This window comes from Frankia canadensis (assembly GCF_900197875.1).
Taxonomy (GTDB): Bacteria; Actinomycetota; Actinomycetes; order Frankiales; family Frankiaceae; genus Frankia; species Frankia canadensis.
The window spans coordinates 1-16,832 of the sequence record NZ_FZMO01000064.1 but is presented as its reverse complement, the minus strand read 5'-3'; the positions used below and the strand labels follow the sequence as shown (position 1 = coordinate 16,832).

The window sequence follows — 16,832 nt, the reverse complement described above, 5'->3', positions numbered from 1 at the left end:
GCTTCCGTGGCCGAATCGGCTTCTGCATCCGTGGTCGTATCGGCTTCCGTGGCCGTGCAGGGTGCCGGAGTGCCTGTCGCGCCTGGCCGCGTCGGCCGCTGCGGATCCGCGCTGGCCGACGGATCGTCGTCGAGGCGCGCCGTCATGGTGGTGCCGGTCGGAGTTCTGTCGCTGCGCGCCGGGACGGGGCTGCCGGGCTCGGCCCCCACGTCGGCCTCGTCGTGGGAGGTGGTGCCGGCGCCCGGTGGGTGGGAGGCGATGTGGGCAGCGGTGGGGAACGCGGGCTGGACGCGGGGCGGTGCGGCTGGCTCGGATCGGCGGGGAAACGGTGGTGCGAAGGCGGGCTTCGCCCGTCCGTCGATCGTGTGCCGGACGCGAGTCAGGAGCGTGGCCCGAGCGTCGTCCTCGGCGAGACCGAAGAGGTTGATCGGGGCGAGCCGGCTCAGCAGCCCCGGCAGGTCGCATTCCTCGATCCGGACCGGTACCACGCGCCGATCCGCTGCCGACGGGTCGGCGGCGATGGCAGCCTGCCATCCCGGTGAGTCATCCAGGGTCCGCAGGTGCGCCGCCGACAGAACGATGATGGTGCGTTCCGCGTTGACGAGGCCGTCCTGAATATGCGTACTCGTGTTCGATCCGGGCACGACATCCCAGCCGTGGAACAGGACGTGATAACCCGCGGACTCCAGCTCCCAGGCGAGCCACGCACCCCAGGAGAGATCATCCTTGGCGCAGGACAGAAAGAAATGCCAGCCCGCCGCCACGCCGTACCCCCGTTTCGGGTCGTCCCCCATGCCGACCCGTTTCGCATTATGCCACCCCCGCCCCGGGGCATCGGAACAGAGGTGAGGTCCCTGGTCGGAAAGTGTGCGACCTGGTTTTCGGCGCGTGTTTCTGTCCGGGATTCGGCAGGACGGTGACATCGGCGCATACAGGAACGGCTTCTCCGGAAAGCCTGGTGGCCGCCGGGCGATGCTCGCTCCAGGTCGCCGCGGCGGTTCGCTCGCCTGGAGGTGCACCCTGGCGGGATGATGCTCAGGAAGCGGACCGACCGGGTTCGCCGGGGAGGGGTCGATGGCCGGCGGGAGTCGGGTGCTCTATGTCGTGGCGTGTGGGGGATATCCGGCGGCGGAGCTGCCGGACTTCGTCACGCACGCACGCGGTGTGGGCTGGGATGTGTGTGCCGTTGTCACGCCGGCGGCGACCGGGTTCGTGGACGTCGAGCGGCTCGCCGAGCTGACCGGCCATCCCGTCCGCGCCGAGTACAAGCGGCCGGGAGAGCCGGACGTGCTGCCGCCGGCCGACGCCTTCGTCGTGGCCCCGGCGACGTTCAACACCGTCAACAAACTGGTGGCCGGTATCTCCGATACCCTGGCCCTCGGCCTGCTCAACGAGGCGCTCGGCGCCGGTCTGCCCATTGTTGTGGCGCCGTACCCGAACAGCGCGCTGGCCGGGCATCCCGCCTACGCGGCGAGCCTGGCCGCGTTGCGGGAATGGGGCGTCCGGCTGGTGTTCGGCGCACCCGGAGATCCCCGCGGCGGGGCTGATCAGGCGGGCCGGGAGAACACCATCTTCCCCTGGCCCGAGCTGCGGGACATCGTCAGGACGCTGTAGCTGTCTGTTCGGAGCCGCGTGTCCCGGTCGGGAGTCGTGCGTCCCGTTCAGGCCTCCAGCGCGCGGGGCGTGGACCGGGCGGTGAGGGTGTTCGGGGCGTGGACGGCGATGCGACGCGGGCGGGCCGCCGGGGTGACCGGGATGCGCAGGGTGAGGACGCCGGCGTCGTAGCGGGCCTCGATGCGGTCGCTGTCGAGGGCGTCGCCGAGGTGCAGGCGGCGGCTGAGCCGGCCGCTCGGGCGCTCGGCGATGTGCATCGGCGTGCCGTCGGCGACGGGGGAGCGGCGTTCGGCGGCGACGGTCAGCACGTCCCGCTCGACGGACAGGTCGATCGAGGCCGGGTCGACGCCGGGCAGGTCCAGGTGCACGAGATAGTCGTCGCCGAGCCGGTAGACGTCCATCGGTATCGCCGACGGCCGCGACATCGCGGCGAACATCTGCTGTGTGAGCCGGTCCAGATCACGGAATGGATCGCTGCGGATGAGCATCGGACCTTCTCCCGTCCAGGCCGCGCCGCGAAGGTGCGCGACGGTTCTTCTCCGCTCGCCGACCATGAGATCAGCCGCGCGGCCACATCGGCAAGTCCGCCCCCACGGTCGGGCCGGCCAAACGGTCGCGTCACACCCTCTGCAGGCCCTCGAACTCCCGGTCGTCGACGCTGCGCAGCCCGTCAAGGTTCACGTTGTTCTGCAGGTCGGTGACTGTGGCGAAGGAACCGATCTCGGTTCCGTCGGCGGCTGTCACCCGCAGCAGGAAATCGCCGTATTCCTCCTCGACGGCGAGGTTGAGCAGCTCGATCAGACTCCCCGCTCCCGTGATCCATCGCATGACGTCAATCCTGCGTGACGGCGCGCAGTGCGTCGAGAGTCATAGCGACCGCGCGGCGGGGGTCGGAGTACCCGCGCGACCCGCGGCCAGGTGCGGCGGTACCGACGGCCGTGCGACCCGGTTGCCGGGCCGACGGCCGTGGACGTCCGCCGGCCCGGCGCGCGGGCACACGACCTCGGAATGCCTGGCAGCCGGGCCTCGGATGATGGCCCGGCGGCCCCGCCTGGGAAGGTCCGCCGTCAGTCGCGCGGGGGAGTCACCGTGGCGCCCGGCCAGACCCAGTCGCGGATCTCGGGCAGGTCCTCGAGGTGTTCGCGGACGTAGTCGTGGTGGCGTTCCAACTGGGTCTCGCAGTGGGTGACGAGCCGGTCGGAACCGGGTGCGGTGGTGCGGGCGAACTCGACCGCGAGCCGGGCCAGGTGATACCGGCTGACATTGTTGCGGACCACCATGTCGAACGGCGTGGTGGTGGTGCCCTGCTCCTCGAATCCGCGGACGTGGAAACGGCCCGAGTTCGGACGTCCGTGCAGCAGCTGGTGGACGGCCCGGCGGTATCCGTGGAAGCCGACGACGACATCCGTCTGATCCGTGAACAGTGCACGGAACAGCGGCGCGGAGAAACCGTGCGGATGCAGGTCGGGACGCAGCAGTGCCATCAGGTCGATGACGTTCACGACGCGGACGGACAGGCTCGGCACGAAGCGGCGCAGCAGCTCGGCGGCGGCCAGGATCTCCATCGTCGGCACATCGCCGATGCCGGCGAGGACGACGTCCGGCGAACGGCCGAGCTCCGACTCGGTGCCGGCCCAGTCCCAGACAGACCCGCCGCGGGCCGCGTGCTCGGCCGCCTCGTCCGCCGTCAGGTACTGCAGATGTGGCTGCTTGTCGGCGACGAGCAGGTTCACATGGTCGCGGCTGCGCAGGCAGTGGTCGGCCACCGACAGCAGGCTGTTCGCGTCCGGCGGCAGCCACACCCGCACCACCTCGCCGGACAGCGACAGCGCCGTGTCGATGAGGCCCGGGCCCTGGTGGGAGAAGCCGTTGTGGTCGTTGCGCCAGCAGGTGCTGGTCAGCAGCACGTTCAGGCTCGGCACCGGCTCCCGCCACGCCAGGCGCGCCCCCTCCTGCAACCACTTGGCGTGCTGGATCAGCATCGACGCCGACACCATCGCGAACGCCTCGTAGGTGGCGAACAGCCCGTGCCGCCCGGTGAGCGTGTACGCCTCCAGCCAGCCCTGGCACAGGTGCTCGGAGAGCACCTCCATTGCCCGGCCGTCGGGGGAGACCCGGTCGTCGAGCGGGTCGATCGGGGCGACCAGGCAGCGGTCGGTGACGTCGAGGATCGCGCCGAGCCGGTTGCTGGCCAGCTCGTCCGGGCTGAACGCGCGGAACGTCGTCGGGTTGTCCCGGTAGACGTCGCGCAGCAGTTCACCGAGCGCGCGGGTCGTCTCGTACGGGTCGGCGCCGCGGCGCGCCGGGTCGATGGGCAGGGTGTAGTCGCGCCAGTCCGGGATCGTCAGCGCGACGGTGCGCCGTCCGCCGTTGGCGTAGCTCGTCGCGCCGAGGCGTTTGTCCCCGCGCGGGGCGAGGTCCGCGAGGTCGGCGACGAGGCGCCCGTCCTCGTCGAACAGCTCGTCCGGCCGGTACGAACGCAGCCACCGCTCCAGCTGGGCGAGGTGCGCCGGGTTGTCCCGGACGCCGGCGAGCGGCACCTGGTGGGCGCGGAACGTGCCCTCCACCCGGACGCCGTCGACCTCGTGCGGGCCCGTCCAGCCCTTCGGCGTGCGCAGCACGATCGCCGGCCAGCGCGGGGTGGCCGTGAGCGGAGGTGCGTCCGGTCGTCGAGCCTCGTGCTGGATCTGTCGGATGGCGTGGTGCGCGTCGGCGAGGGCCTCTGCGAAGGCGCGATGGACCTCGCGGACGTCGTCGCCCTCGACCCACAGCGTGTCGTAGCCGTGCCCGTGGAGGAAGGCCGTCACCTGCTCGCGGCTACGGCGACCCAGCACCGTCGGATTGGCGATCTTGTACTGGTTGAGGTTGAGGATCGGCAGCACCGCGCCGTCCCGCGCCGGGTTGAGGAACGAGATGCCCTTCCAGCTGCCCTCCAGCGGCCCCGTCTCCGCCTCGCCGTCGCCGACGACGGCCGTGACCAGCAGGTCCGGGTTGTCGAAGACGGCGCCGAAGGCGTGCACGAGCGCGTAGCCGAGCTCGCCGCCCTCGTGGATGGAGCCTGGCGTCGGGACACTGACGTGGCTGGGGATGCCACCCGGGGTGGAGAACTGGGCGACCAGCCTCGTCAGGCCGGCCGTGTCCGCCGAGACGCGCGGGTAGATCTCCGAGTAGGTGCCCTCGAGGTAGGTGTTGGCGACCAGCGCCGGACCGCCGTGCCCCGGGCCGGCGACGTAGAGGGCGTCCTGGCCGGTCTCGGCGATCAGCCGGTTCAGGTGGACGTAGACGAGGTTCAGCGCCGGGGACGTCCCCCAGTGGCCGAGCAGCCGGGGCTTGATGTGCGCGGGGGTCAGCTGCTCCCGCAGCAGCGGGTTCGTCCGCAGGTAGATCTGCGCGACCGTCAGGTAGTTCGCCGCGTTCCAGTAGGCGATCAACCGGTCGAGCGTCTGCTCGTCCGGCGCCGGCAGGCGTTCCGTGCTGGTGCTGGTGCTGGTGCTGGTCTCGTTCTCGCCGTGTGCGACGACGGCGGGGGTAGCGATCATACGTCACCTCGTCCTCGTGCGTGTCTCCGTATCCGGAACGCCGCCGTGGGACGACCTCGCGACGGCCCGGCCGCGCCGCGCCGTGGCGCCCTGGCCACGCCGCGGGCCCCGCGTCGCCACGCGATGCCCCACCCGGCCGCTCGTGGCGAGGTCACACATGATGTGCGAGCGACCAGTGCGATCCCGCCCCATGCTTCCCTATCGACCCCGCGTCCCGGTCACCCGCCAAGTGATGTCATCCTCCCGTTACCGACCGTTGCCCCGCCAGGCTGGACGCCAGTGGCTCCGGAGACGCCGGATTTCAGCGGCGACGCGCCGCGGACCGGTGGCGGGCTGGGCGTCCGGGGCCGGAACCTGTCGACCTCACCGGGCACGACGACAACGTCTGGCCACTCACCTACTCCCCCGCGACGCCATCTCATCGCGACCGGCAGCGACGACATGTCCATTGGCCTCTGGCGCCAGCCGGACGACGACCCCGGCGCCGCACCGATCCACCTTGCCCGCATGGATGCCCATCGTGACCGCATCCGGGCGGTGGCGTTCTCCGCGGACGGCCGGCTGCTCGCCACCGGCGGCGATGACTACACGATGCGGCTGTGGGACGTCCGCCATCCCGACCTTCCCGAACCGGCCGGAGCCCTCACCAGGGTCGGCCACCGCGTCACCTCCCTGGCGTTCTCCCCGCGCAACGACCCACTGGCCGTCGGCAGCTCGGACGGCCGTATGCGCGTCTACCGCCTGACGATCTGAACCGCTGTCCCGCTGTCTCATCAGCCTCATCGGCCCGCCGTGTCCGGCGGATCCGGCGGCCTCCGTCCATCTCGCCCGCGGCCCGCCCCGGATCGGCCCTCGCGGTCCGGTGGCCACCGCACACCGCCGGCCCAACCGCTAGGCTGTACGCACTTGGCGACCGATGACCTGCCATCAGACGGGGAATCGTGTCCATGGGGCGGTAGCTCAGCCGGTCAGAGCAGCGGACTCATAATCCGTCGGTCGTGGGTTCGAGCCCCACCCGCCCCACACCTCCTGACCTGGCCGTTTGCAGCGCCCAGGCCTCGGCAAAGATCGGTAACTCGCCCTGGTGGTGCCGTGGTGGTGCCGAACTGCGGATGATCACTTTTCGATCTTGTCTTGCCGGTAGCGGAGAGTGTCCGACGGCGGGGTGCCTGCCGCTGGCGGCATGCCGCGGTGCGAAGGCTCTGGGGCGGTGGCTCGCGGCTCCGTGAATGGGAGCGCCTGCTGGCTTCGTCAGGGCAGGGCGACTGATATACGGAATCAAGAGGCTCGGGGACAAGGGGCGCCGCCGAGGCACTGGACGCAATCTCGAAGAACGGGTGTGCCTGCGGCCGGCTAAAGATCAAGTCCGGGGTCGTCCGCCCGGAGTCCGTCGATCCCGAATTGGTCGTCCTGAGGATTGTTCCGCGCTGGGGGCGGGGTCGGCGGCGCCGTACGTGGGGGTCGGCGGCGAGGGACGATCTCGGCGGCGGCCTTCGCGGCGGCCCGGTCGGCATCGGCGAAGACCGAGGTGTAAACGTCGCCGGTGAAGTGGACGGACGCGTGCCCGAGAAGCTCCGAGACGATCTTCAGGTCCCGCGTGGCGCGGTAGGTGAGGCTCGCGGCGGTGCGACGGAGATCGTGCAGGCGGATCGGGGGCAGCGGGCCGAATTCCAGGGCGGACTCGATGGCGTCTGCGAGCATCCGATGCCTGGCGGCGAGCTGCTCGATGCTCCAGTCGTGTTCGGTGTGCTCGCGGCGGATGGTGGCGAAGCGGGTGATGAGCCGTTCGAAGCGTTGGGACACGCCGTCCGCTGTCAGCTCGTTCCCGTCGGGGTGCGTGAAGACCCGGCCGGTGTCGTTCCAGGCGCCTCTGTAGAGGGCGCGTTCTTCGTCCTGCTGGCTTTGCCAGGTGGTCAGCACCTCGCCGGTGGTGTCGTCCAGGCTGATGGTCCGGTGGCTGCCCTCGCTCTTCGGATCCTCGTAGATGTCGAGATCGGGGTCGTCGGTGTCGGCGCGGGATCCGGGGAGGTTGTCGAGGATGTAGATGCTGTCGTCCTCGAAGTCGACCTCGGTCCAGCCGAGTGCGACGGCTTCCCCGCGGCGCAGTCCGCGGTGGGCGATGAGATGCCACAGTGGGTAGAGCCGGTCCCCGGAGACGAAGTCCAGGAAGGCGCCCGCCTGGCGCGGAGTCCAGACCATGACGGGCGAGGGACGGGCTCCGGTCCGCTGCCACGCCGCCACCCGCGGCGCGGTCCAGACGAGCGGGCGGACCCTGCGCGCTTTGGGGAGCTCGACGTGTTCGGCGGGGTTGTGGCGGAGCTTCCTCCGTTTCACCGCGCTGTTGAGTGCGCTCATGAGCGTGGCGTGTACCCGGCGCAGTGTGGTGGGGCTCAACGGCCGGCGGCGCGCGGGGTCGTCTCGGCGGACCTCCAGGAGCCTGGCGAGGAGCGGCGAGGGTTTGCTGCTCGGTGATTCTCGGCCGATCAGCACGACGGTGGCGTAGAGCTTTTCGACGTGATGGTCGCGTAGATCGACCAGGCGTAGATGCCCGAGGCCGGGTCTCAGGTAGAGACGGATATGTTCCTCGTATGAGTAACGAGTTGAGCGAGCCAGACTGGCCTTCCCGGCGAGCCAGTCATCCAGGTAGCGTACGACCGTGAGCTCGGCGTCCTCGGGCCTCCTGCCGTCGCGTGTTTCGGACAGTGAATCCGTCAAGGCGTCGCCGGCGGCGGTCTCCGTGCTGAACGGACCGCCAGTGGTGCGCCGACGCCGGCCGTCGGGCCCAGGCGGAACATCATGGACGAACCACCAGCTGCCGTGATCCGACCGAGGGAGTTTGGGGCAGTCGCTGTTGAACTTCTTGCCTGTCTCCGGATCGCGGCAACCACATCGCTTGAATACCCGCCCCCTCATCTTCGCATGTCACCCCAACGGAACCCGCAGGCCGCCGTACCTGCTGGCCGGGCCATGCGCTGGCGCGGGGCGAGGTGCTGTGTCCGAGCGGGGACGGGCGTGTGGGGGAGTGATCCATGCAGAGGATGATCGTGACGACGGTCATCGCATGGAGCATCGGGGATGGCATCCCCAGATACATCCGTGGTCAGTCGTCTCTTTTAATGTCATCCACCGATCACCTTGGCATGTGATCGCCCCGCGTTTGCTACCGCAAAGGTGAGAGGGCTCGGAGTGCGTGATGCGGCGCGGCCTTCTGCGGAGGTCGTATATGTGGACGATAGGTGCCAACGGCGGCGTCCCTTCCCTGGCAATGCCATGAGATCTTTGATTCAAGAAAAGGTTGCTTTTTCCGTAGAGGATGGCTCCCTGTGAGAGCCACCTCGGCCTCCTGGAGGTGGGTCCCCGGGTCGGCAAAAATACGAGCGCAGGGAGTAAATGGTCGGCCCAGTAAAGGAGCTGTCAGCCGGGTCCGGCCTGGATTGGGGAATTAGTCGATCGCCCCGGGACGACGCCGGCGGAGCCACTCTTCGACGTCCCGGCGTCGCCAGGCCCGGAAATTTGGACGTTGGACGACGGGTGACGGGAAATCGTCCGCCTTGGAGATCATCTTGTTGACGGCGGTCTGTGAGATGTCGAGCAAGGACGCGATGTCGCTGCTCGTCATGGTCTCCTCCGTCACGGATCCACACTAGCTAGTTGCAGCGCTGCAACCGTGCGCTGCATACTGGAGGTTGTAGCGCTGCAACCGATGGAGCGAGCATGGCACTCCGTCCAGTGACAAGACGGAACCTGAGCCCTAACCCGCAAGGAGGCCTACGACCATGGCGATCCCTCCCGTCGATCTGCCCGCGGAGCCAGTCGAGGCATCGGCACTCGTCACGGTCCGACGGGTGGTCCAGCCATCCGCCGTCGAGATGGGAGTGACAGTGACGCCCGACGCGGCCGTAGAAGACCTCGCGGCGGCGCTTGCCGCGATGCCGGCGCGGGCTGTCTTCATCGAGAGCTTCGGCGACGTTGACGTCACCTTGGTCTTCCGCGTTCAGCTGACGGATGCCTGACCGACCGCGGCAGGGGTGCAGGCAGCTCGGCCGGCACCCCTGCATCGGCAAGGGGCGACAGTAGTGGCGTCCAGGTGTCTCGGACGCAGGTGTGGATCGCGGCGGGGCAGAAGGTTCACGCACACAGACGGTCAGGGCTGGTGTCATCGCCGAAAGCATCGTCGCGATCCTCGGCAGAAGCGTTGCCGCAGGTGCAGGCAGTCAACATGACATCGAGGATTTCCCCTCACGATCATGGACGATCGTCAGGCGGGGCAAGGGGGAGACCTTCCTTCTCAGCCGCATCACCTCCCGACCCGAAGGTTTGTGATGGACGGGATAATCGGCGCATGGCAGTGCCAACGGATCTAGTCCTGATCGGCTGCGTGAAGTCGAAGTCGGCGCGGCCGGTTCGCGCGGCGGAGTTGTTTACGGGCACGCTCTTCGAAGGCCGACGTGCCTTCGCGCAGGTCAGCGGGGTGCCGTGGTACATCCTGAGCGCGAAGTTCGGCCTGCTCGCGCCGGACGACGTGATCGGTCCTTATGACGTGTACCTTGCTGATCAGCCGCATGCCTATCGACAGGCCTGGGGCGAGTTCGTCTGCGCGCGGCTCGCCGCGTTGCACCGGGATCTGACCGGGCAAACGATCGAGGTACACGCTGGCGCGGCCTACGTCGATCCGCTCCGCGTTCCGCTGGGGAAGCTCGGCGCGCGGTTGGCAACCCCGACCGAACATCTTGGCCTCGGCGAGCAGCTTGCCTGGTATAGCAGCCAGAGGTCGCGGAGGGCTGATCCGCCATCCGTCGACCGGACTGTCCGCGAGGTGGCCGCGCTTACGGCCGCGCTCACGGATCAGTCGCGGGCCCGTACGCCTGGCGAGTTCCTCGCCGTGGGCCGGGACGGATTCAACCGGCCGGGGCTGTACAGCTGGTGAGTCGACGAAGCGGGGGCGGGCGATCTGGCTTCCGGTCTGGGGATCGCGTTCGCACCGGGTCTGATCTACGCGGGCCAGGCGGGGGCGACGCGGTGGCCGAGCGGTCGGAGATCCACTAACACGCTGTGGGACAGGATCGCCGGAATGCACCTGGGACGACGCGCGGAGTTCTCCACCTTCCGACGCACACTGGCCGCGGCTCTCAGCGATGAACTTAGCCTGGGCGGCGAGGATACCGAAGGGCTCGACTTCTGGATCAGTCAGCATCTGCGCGTGATCGCCGTTGCGGTGGACGACGCCGACGAACTCGGGCGGCTCGAGGACGCTGTCCTCGCCGCGCTCGACCCGCCCCTCAACATCCGTGGACGGCCCGCTACCGCACTGCGGGCACGGATCAGGGAACGCCGTGGGTCAAGACCATCTCGCGACGATGACGACAGCGTCTCGCCCGGCGCGGAGCCGGCCGGCGGCGAGGGGGCGACAGCGCCACGTGCATCGACCGGGACATATCGCGAGGCCGACGGAACGAAGGTCGACTTCGACGCGGCCCTTGCCGTGTGGGCGGAAGCTGCCCGGGACGCGCTGATCTCGGTCGCGCACCGCTACCACGCCGTGACGACCTACGGTGAACTGGCCGAGGAGGTTCAGCGCGCCTCCGGTATCCGGACCACGATGCTGCAGATGCACTGGATCGGCGGCGTCCTTGGCCGCGTCGCCGAGGACTGTGCTTCCCGTGGGGAACCGCTGCTGTCCGCACTGTGTGTCCAGAAACAGGGCGGCACCGTCGGCGACGGATACGCCGGCGCTGTCGAGGCCACCCGAGGCCACCCGAGGCCACCGCCCCGACGACCCTGACCAGCACGCCGCCGAGGAGCGCCTCGCCTGCCACCGCCACTTCGGCGCCTCCCTTCCCGCTGACGGCGGCCGCCCAGCACTCACCCGACAGGTCGCCGCCCGCCGTGACCGCCAGACTCGCCCCCAGCCCCCGGCCCCGACTCTCTGCGCCACCTGCCGCATGGAACTCCCGCTCAGCGGCCACTGCGATACCTGCGAGTAACGATCCGTATTTATGTGGTGTCCCCTCGTGGCAGGGTCATTGCAAAGTCGTGTTTGTGCTGGTCACGAGGGTGATTGCTGATCGGACGGGAGGTGCGGGTGATCTGGATGGCCTGGGCCGCGTGGGGGAACCCGAGCCCGGCCGGGACAGTGACGGCCTTGAGGGTGCGTGTCTCTATCCGGCCGTGGCCACGGCCGGTGGTGGTGTGCCCGACCGGGACGTCTTTCCAGGGCAGTGTCTTCAACCGGGTGTGCACGGTGGGCTGGTTGCGTTTCACGGTGACCAGCAGGTGCGCGCCCCGGGCGTGCGGGTAGTCGGCGTGCGCGGTCTGCGCGTGCATCGCGTCGACGGTGATCAGGACATCGGTCAGGTCCGGAATCTGATCGAGAGCCGTGGAGAACAAAGGGATCTCGTTGGTCTTCTCGTCGACGTCGACCTGTGCCAGGACCACGCCGCGGGCATGGTCGAGGACACCGAGCAGGTGCACGGGGTGGGTGCCGTGCCGGGTGGCGCGCATCGCTTTGCCGTCCACCGCGAGCACCCGCCGTACCCGGCGGCGCCGTGTCGGCCGAGGCGCGGCGGTGTCGACGGCGTCGAGGCGGGCCCGGATCCAGGCTCCGATCGCGGCTTCCAACGCCGCCCGGTCCACACATACCAGCACCCGCCAGATCGTCACCGGGCCTGGGATCCGTCCGGTCAGCCCCAGGCCGGCGCGGGTGTCCGCGGGCAGGTCGGCGACCCATTCCCCGATCGCCGCGAACGATCGGGCGCCACTGACCATCGCGCACACCACGATGGTCAGGATCACGGCGAAGGGGTATCGCACCCCGCGCCGTCGGCGTGGATCCGGTACCTGCGCGAGCGCCTCGCATAACCCGGTCCACTCACTGTCGGTCACCGAACCCGTTGAGCTGGCCCGGTCCGGGATCTGCCCGGCGAGCTCGTCGATCACAGCGGTGATGGGAGATGATGACATCGGCGGGCACGGCCTTCCCTGGCGAACATGAAGCTTCGAGAACTCCATGATCGGCAGAGGGTCGTGCCTGCCGCGCATCTACCTCCGGCGTGTCGCCGGTATCCGCCCAGGTCAGGCCATGCATCGGTCGATGCCGAGAATGATCAACTTGGCCTATCGACTACGAAATGGCCTTGGGCGCCACACGTTGGCGGCCAAGGCCACGCCGTCACGCATCGGAATCCTGACATCTATGTCGTATACATGCTGCATTCGGCGCCCCTCAGGCGAGCGGAGAATTCAGATAAAGGTACGTTATCGAGCACATAAGTACCCTGGCAGCGTCCACGTATCGTCTCAGAACGGCTTTCCGGTGTTCAGGTCGAGGCCGGCGATCGGCTTCGCCGGGACGAGCTTGCTGTTGTTGATGCGCATGAAGAAGACGCGGGCGTTGCTGACCCGGTCGAATCCGGGCACGTGGCCTTTCGCTGACGGAGTCCACTTCGGCTGGATGCCGTACAGATCGATGTCCTTGGCGGTCCTGAACCCGTTGTTCAGCGAGGCTGCGGTGATGTCCCCGGTGATTCCCGCGGCGGCCTGGGCGACGACGTGCACGGAGAGCCAGGCTCGCAGGCTGATGGAGTCGCGGGTGGCGGCGTCCTTGTCGCCGGTCTTCTCCTGTGCGTCCAGTTCGGTCTTGTACTGCACGAGGCCGGGGTAGGCGGCGGTGGCGTCGAGGGGCGGGTAGGCCCCGACGGCGAGTACGTGGTCGCCCTGCGTGCCCCGGAACTGCGAAAGGACGGACTGGACCTGTGCGTCGACGACGCCGAAGGTGAACGGGGCCTTGGCCTGGTCGGCGGCCCTGATGAAGGCGGTGGTCTGTTCCGTGGGCAGGACCGACACGGCCGCGTCGGCCTTGGACCCGATGACGGCCTGGACGGCGGGAGCGAGATCGGTCGAGGTCACGCCGACCTTCACGGGGGGGACGGTCTGCAGGCCGGCGGCCTTGGCGGCCTGCTCCACCGCGGAGACGTTCGCGGCGGCGGCGGCGAGGTCGAGAGTGACCGCGGTCACCGTCCTGGCGCCGGAGGCGCGCAGCGCCGCCGGCATGCCGGCGAAGGACAGTGTGTTCCCGGCGTCGAAGGTGTAGCAGACGGCGCAGGCGTAGTCGGCCGGTGTGATGGCGTTGAACCCGACCAGCGGTATCCCGGCCTTGACGAGGGGCGCGATGAGCTGGTTACTGGAGTTGGAGTACGAGCCGACGACCGCCACCGAGTGATCCGACACCGCCTGACGCGCGCACTTGACCGCATCGTTCGGGTTGCCGTTCTCGTTGCAGGTCCTGATCTCGATCTGCTTGCCGTTGATCCCGCCCTTGGCGTTGATAGCTGTGGCAGCCGCTCTCACCGCCGAGATGGCGTGCGGGGCTGTCGGGGGCGCGGTGTGCGTGGGGACGATGATCGAGAGGACGACCTTGCCGTTCGCATGGGAAGTCGTGCCCCCGGAGTTTTCGCTGCCGCAGGCGGTGATCGTGACTGCGGCGGCACACAGGGCGATCCCGCCCGTGGATATGCGTCGTAAAAGGTGCATTCAGGATTCCTCTGTAGGTGATCTGACTGTGACGGCAGCCCCTCCACGGGGGCTGACCATAAACGCCTATCTCAACTGAATCTTCAGTGCGGCCCCTGAGCTGGGCCGGTCTCGTGGCAGAGACAGGGTGGGGGGCTTACTTCCTCACTTGCCGTGGCGCGGTGGACGCGGCCTCGCGGATCATCGCGGTCGCGCCGAGGGAGTACCCGTCGGCGCCCGCGGAGACGTTGTTCCCCGAGACGATGACAGTGCTGTTGAACGTCGCCGGGTCGACGGGCACCGAACGACCATCCGTGTCCTGAACGGAAGGCTCCCACTGGGCTCCGCCGTCCAGCGACCGTCAACGCGTGACTCACCGTCAATGGGCCGGTACGTGGTCGCGTCCCCCTCGAGGAAGTACTCCTCCACGTACCCGTAGGTGCTCACATCGACCAGCGTGGTGCCCGGAGCCAGCCATGGGCCCCGTGAACAGGACCGATCAGGCGTGCACTCCCAGCCATGAATGGCGCCCTCCCATGGATGTCAGAACTGCCACCGTGGCAGTGACCAGAATCACGGCGGCCGGGTGCCGTGCCAACCAGTCCGGGAACCGCCGGCATCACCCCTCGACCCAGGGCTGCGGACCGCTCAGCGGCGGATGATCGGCAGGACCAGGCGGCTGGGGTGCTGCGGGCCGTGCAGAACCCGGTTGGTGGCGACGACGGCCTGGTCGAAGGTCTCGGTGTTGATCACTGCGCCGGTGTTGGTGTTGCGGTCGTAGCGGGGGAAGTTGCTGCTGGAGACCTCCAGCCGGATCCGGTGGCCGGGCAGGAACACATTGGACGTGACGGACAGGTCCAGGGTGATCTCGTGGACCGTCTCGGGCTCGAGGAGTTCCGGCTCGGCGAGGGATCTGCGGTAGCGGACGCGCAGGATGCCGTCGGTGAGGTAGAGGGCGCGGCCGTCGGGGTGGACGTCGACGAGTTTGCCGGTGAAGTCGGTGTCCCGAGCGGACGAGGCGACGTGTAGCACAAGCGAAACATGGCCGGTGACCTCGATCGGCTCATCGAGTACGGGCGTGGTGAAGCACAGCACGTCGTCGCGGGCCTCGGCCGGGCGCTGATCCACCGGCCCGACGGCGTTGGCCGCCGCGGGCAGCAGCATCCGGCCCCCGAGGCTGGGCACGGGGTTCGCCGGGTCGTAGGTGAAGGTGTCAGTCGCCTCCGCCGACGCCGGGTCGGTGTGCAGGACTCCGTCACCGGCGGCGGTGTTGGCCGCCCCTGCGCCGTCGAGGAAGTAGTCCACGTAGCTGGTGTCGGGCAGCGGCCAATCCTGCTCGTCGCGCCACTGGTCGATGCCCATGACGAAAATCCGCACCGGTGCCATGCCGTCGAGGGCGTCGGTCCGGCCCCGCAGCCACCGGTCGAAGAAGCGCACGTGCGCTCCGGTGAGGTCCGCGGCGAGCGGGTCGGCGCCGAGACCGAACCGCCGGTCATGGTAGACGCCGGTGGAGGAGATGTGGTCCCACGGGCCGATGATCAGCCGTTGGCCGTCGCGTGCCTCGGCACTGCCGGCCTCGGCCTTCATCTGGGTGTAGGTACGCGCGGTGCTACCGATGTACACGTCGAACCAGCCGCCGACGTTCAGCGCCGGCACGGTCACAGTGTCGGCCCGGTCGCCGACGGAGAGCTCCTGCCAGAAGCTGTCGCGGTCGGGGTGCGCCAGCCAGTCCGACCACCACGGCACGTGCTTGGCCAGCAGGTCCTGTTCTGCGGGCAACGCGCCGAGGTGGGCCTGCGGGGCGGCCATCGACCCGACCAGCGCCCTCAGCGTCTGCGGGTCACCGCGGCCGGCCGCCAGCGCCCGCTGGGCGTCCAGGAGCGCCATCCTCATGTTCCAGACCCAGACGGTGTGCCAGGACATTGCGCCGCCCTCGGAGTACCAAGGGTGAGCGTACAAGTCCGTCGCCGTCGTCGTGGGCGCCAGCGCCTTGAGCCCGTCCGGCGCTCGGGACGCCAGAGCCCATTGGGTGATGCCCATGTACGAAGGCCCGTACATGCCGACGTTGCCATCGCACCACGGCTGTTCGCGCACCCAGGCGATGGTGTCAACCCCGTCGTCGGGCTCGTCGACAAACGCGGTGAACTCCCCCTCCGAGGCGAAAGTGCCACGGCAGTCCTGCCACACCACCGCGTACCCGGCGTCCAGGAGGCCGAAGATGCCAGGCATCGTCGGGCTCAGAGTCAGGAAGGTCATCTTCCCATAGGGGATGCGCACCAGTAATGTCGGCGCCGGATCACCGTCGGGGATCCAGACGTCCGCGGCGAGGCGGACCCCGTCACGCATCGGCACCATGACATCGCGTTCTACCCTGAACCCCATGTTGGACCTCTCCTCCGGCGGATCACGATCGTGAGTTGTGAGGGTGGCTCTGACATGCCGCCTAACAAGACGCGCTCATGGAAAATCCGCCCATAAATTGAGTCGGATGCGGAGTGATCTCTGCCTACGTGAAACGTGGGAATGACGGCGGGTGGGGACGCCGGAGCCGAGAGCGTGTAGGAACCGGCGAGGGCTTCTCGCTAGCGGCACCGGGAGATTTCCGCAATATTCACACGATTTGGATGCCCCCGCGGCCAGGGGGCTCCGGGTGCGGGCTGCCTCGGTTCGAAGAGGTACTCCTCCTCCACGTGACCGGTAGGTGCTCACATCGACCAGCCTGGTTCCCAGGGGTCAGCCGTGAGCGCCCCCGTGAACAGGCCCGTTCGGACGTGCACTCCCAGCCATCAAGGGCACCCTCCCGTAGATGTCGCACTCTCGTCGATGTCACAACTGCCACCATGGCAGTGGCCAGCATCACGTAGGCGGAGTGCCGCTGTCAACCAATCCCAGAACACCGACGCCAGCAGCCCGCAGCCGTCACGTAAAGGGTCGGACCGATCTCAGAGAGTCTGATCGGGTCGCGTGGGTGCGGGAAGCGCCCTTCGGCGTCCTGAGGATGGGCGATCGCGGATCGGCTACCGTGAGCGCATGGAACCAGGCCACGCAGGTGTCGCCGCGGGCCCGCCTTCCCCGTCCGGCCGGCTCCGGAAGCGTCAACTTCTGGATACGCGGAAGGCCATCGAGACCGCCGCCATGGAACTGTTCACCAGCCGGGGATTCGACAGCACA

General features: G+C 68.8%; 15 protein-coding genes, 1 tRNA gene and 1 pseudogene. 6 read left to right on the top strand and 11 right to left on the bottom strand.

The window, feature by feature from the left end:
• Positions 1-794, bottom strand: a 794-nt coding sequence (locus tag C1A33_RS07315; RefSeq protein ID WP_133150592.1) for a toll/interleukin-1 receptor domain-containing protein, incomplete at its 3' end; no start/stop codon positions are given.
• Positions 795-1,074: 280 nt separating this feature from the next.
• Here C1A33_RS07315 and C1A33_RS07310 point away from each other — a divergent pair.
• Complete coding sequence (locus tag C1A33_RS07310; RefSeq protein ID WP_101830764.1) at positions 1,075-1,614, top strand: flavoprotein; 540 nt, start codon at positions 1,075-1,077, stop codon at positions 1,612-1,614.
• 47 nt (positions 1,615-1,661) lie between these two features.
• On the opposite strand, the gene C1A33_RS07305 is transcribed toward C1A33_RS07310, so the two are convergent.
• From C1A33_RS07305 to C1A33_RS07295, 3 genes are all read right to left on the bottom strand, one after another.
• On the bottom strand, positions 1,662-2,102 hold the full coding sequence (locus C1A33_RS07305; protein WP_101830763.1) for an Hsp20/alpha crystallin family protein: 441 nt from the start codon (positions 2,100-2,102) through the stop codon (positions 1,662-1,664).
• 130 nt (positions 2,103-2,232) lie between these two features.
• Entirely contained in the window at positions 2,233-2,442 is a 210-nt protein-coding gene (locus C1A33_RS07300) for a hypothetical protein (RefSeq protein WP_101830762.1), read from the bottom strand.
• Between the two features lie 239 nt (positions 2,443-2,681).
• A complete protein-coding gene (locus tag C1A33_RS07295) occupies positions 2,682-5,153 on the bottom strand; it encodes a phosphoketolase family protein (RefSeq protein WP_101830761.1) in 2,472 nt (823 codons plus the stop codon).
• A gap of 441 nt (positions 5,154-5,594) precedes the next feature.
• Here C1A33_RS07295 and C1A33_RS34660 point away from each other — a divergent pair, with 441 nt between their 5' ends.
• The gene (locus C1A33_RS34660) at positions 5,595-5,906 is read left to right on the top strand and encodes a WD40 repeat domain-containing protein (protein WP_165818270.1); all 312 of its coding nucleotides are present in this window, start codon (positions 5,595-5,597) and stop codon (positions 5,904-5,906) included.
• A 196-nt stretch (positions 5,907-6,102) separates the two neighbouring features.
• A tRNA-Ile gene (locus tag C1A33_RS07285) sits at positions 6,103-6,176 on the top strand.
• A gap of 330 nt (positions 6,177-6,506) precedes the next feature.
• Here the strand turns inward: C1A33_RS07285 and C1A33_RS07280 are convergent.
• On the bottom strand, positions 6,507-7,868 hold the full coding sequence (locus C1A33_RS07280; RefSeq protein WP_243407283.1) for a site-specific integrase: 1,362 nt from the start codon (positions 7,866-7,868) through the stop codon (positions 6,507-6,509).
• Positions 7,869-8,595: 727 nt separating this feature from the next.
• Positions 8,596-8,772 (bottom strand): helix-turn-helix transcriptional regulator, encoded by a 177-nt coding sequence (locus C1A33_RS07275; RefSeq protein ID WP_101830765.1) that lies wholly within the window; start codon positions 8,770-8,772, stop codon positions 8,596-8,598.
• A 157-nt stretch (positions 8,773-8,929) separates the two neighbouring features.
• Between C1A33_RS07275 and C1A33_RS07270 the strand changes: the two genes are divergently transcribed.
• From C1A33_RS07270 to C1A33_RS35595, 3 genes are all read left to right on the top strand, one after another.
• The gene (locus tag C1A33_RS07270; protein ID WP_101830759.1) at positions 8,930-9,166 is read left to right on the top strand and encodes a hypothetical protein; all 237 of its coding nucleotides are present in this window, start codon (positions 8,930-8,932) and stop codon (positions 9,164-9,166) included.
• Positions 9,167-9,495: 329 nt separating this feature from the next.
• Complete coding sequence (locus C1A33_RS07265; protein ID WP_101830758.1) at positions 9,496-10,080, top strand: DUF6884 domain-containing protein; 585 nt, start codon at positions 9,496-9,498, stop codon at positions 10,078-10,080.
• Positions 10,081-10,104: 24 nt separating this feature from the next.
• The gene (locus tag C1A33_RS35595) at positions 10,105-10,935 is read left to right on the top strand and encodes a GIY-YIG nuclease family protein (protein WP_341477195.1); all 831 of its coding nucleotides are present in this window, start codon (positions 10,105-10,107) and stop codon (positions 10,933-10,935) included.
• Positions 10,936-11,147: 212 nt separating this feature from the next.
• On the opposite strand, the gene C1A33_RS07255 is transcribed toward C1A33_RS35595, so the two are convergent.
• The 5 genes and pseudogenes from C1A33_RS07255 to C1A33_RS07245 form a co-directional block, all read right to left on the bottom strand.
• Complete coding sequence (locus tag C1A33_RS07255; RefSeq protein ID WP_165818269.1) at positions 11,148-12,113, bottom strand: ISAs1 family transposase; 966 nt, start codon at positions 12,111-12,113, stop codon at positions 11,148-11,150.
• A 336-nt stretch (positions 12,114-12,449) separates the two neighbouring features.
• A complete protein-coding gene (locus C1A33_RS07250; RefSeq protein WP_101830756.1) occupies positions 12,450-13,682 on the bottom strand; it encodes an ABC transporter substrate-binding protein in 1,233 nt (410 codons plus the stop codon).
• Positions 13,683-13,818: 136 nt separating this feature from the next.
• Positions 13,819-13,962: a hypothetical protein gene (locus C1A33_RS34655; RefSeq protein ID WP_165818268.1), complete on the bottom strand. Its 144-nt coding sequence runs from the start codon at positions 13,960-13,962 to the stop codon at positions 13,819-13,821.
• Positions 13,963-14,000: 38 nt separating this feature from the next.
• Positions 14,001-14,090, bottom strand: a pseudogene (locus tag C1A33_RS37840) (hypothetical protein); the annotation flags it as partial.
• Between the two features lie 219 nt (positions 14,091-14,309).
• Positions 14,310-16,043 carry a CocE/NonD family hydrolase gene (locus C1A33_RS07245; protein ID WP_101830755.1) on the bottom strand — a complete coding sequence of 578 codons (1,734 nt, stop codon included), beginning with the start codon at positions 16,041-16,043 and terminating at the stop codon, positions 14,310-14,312.
• Positions 16,044-16,832 lie beyond the last annotated feature (789 nt).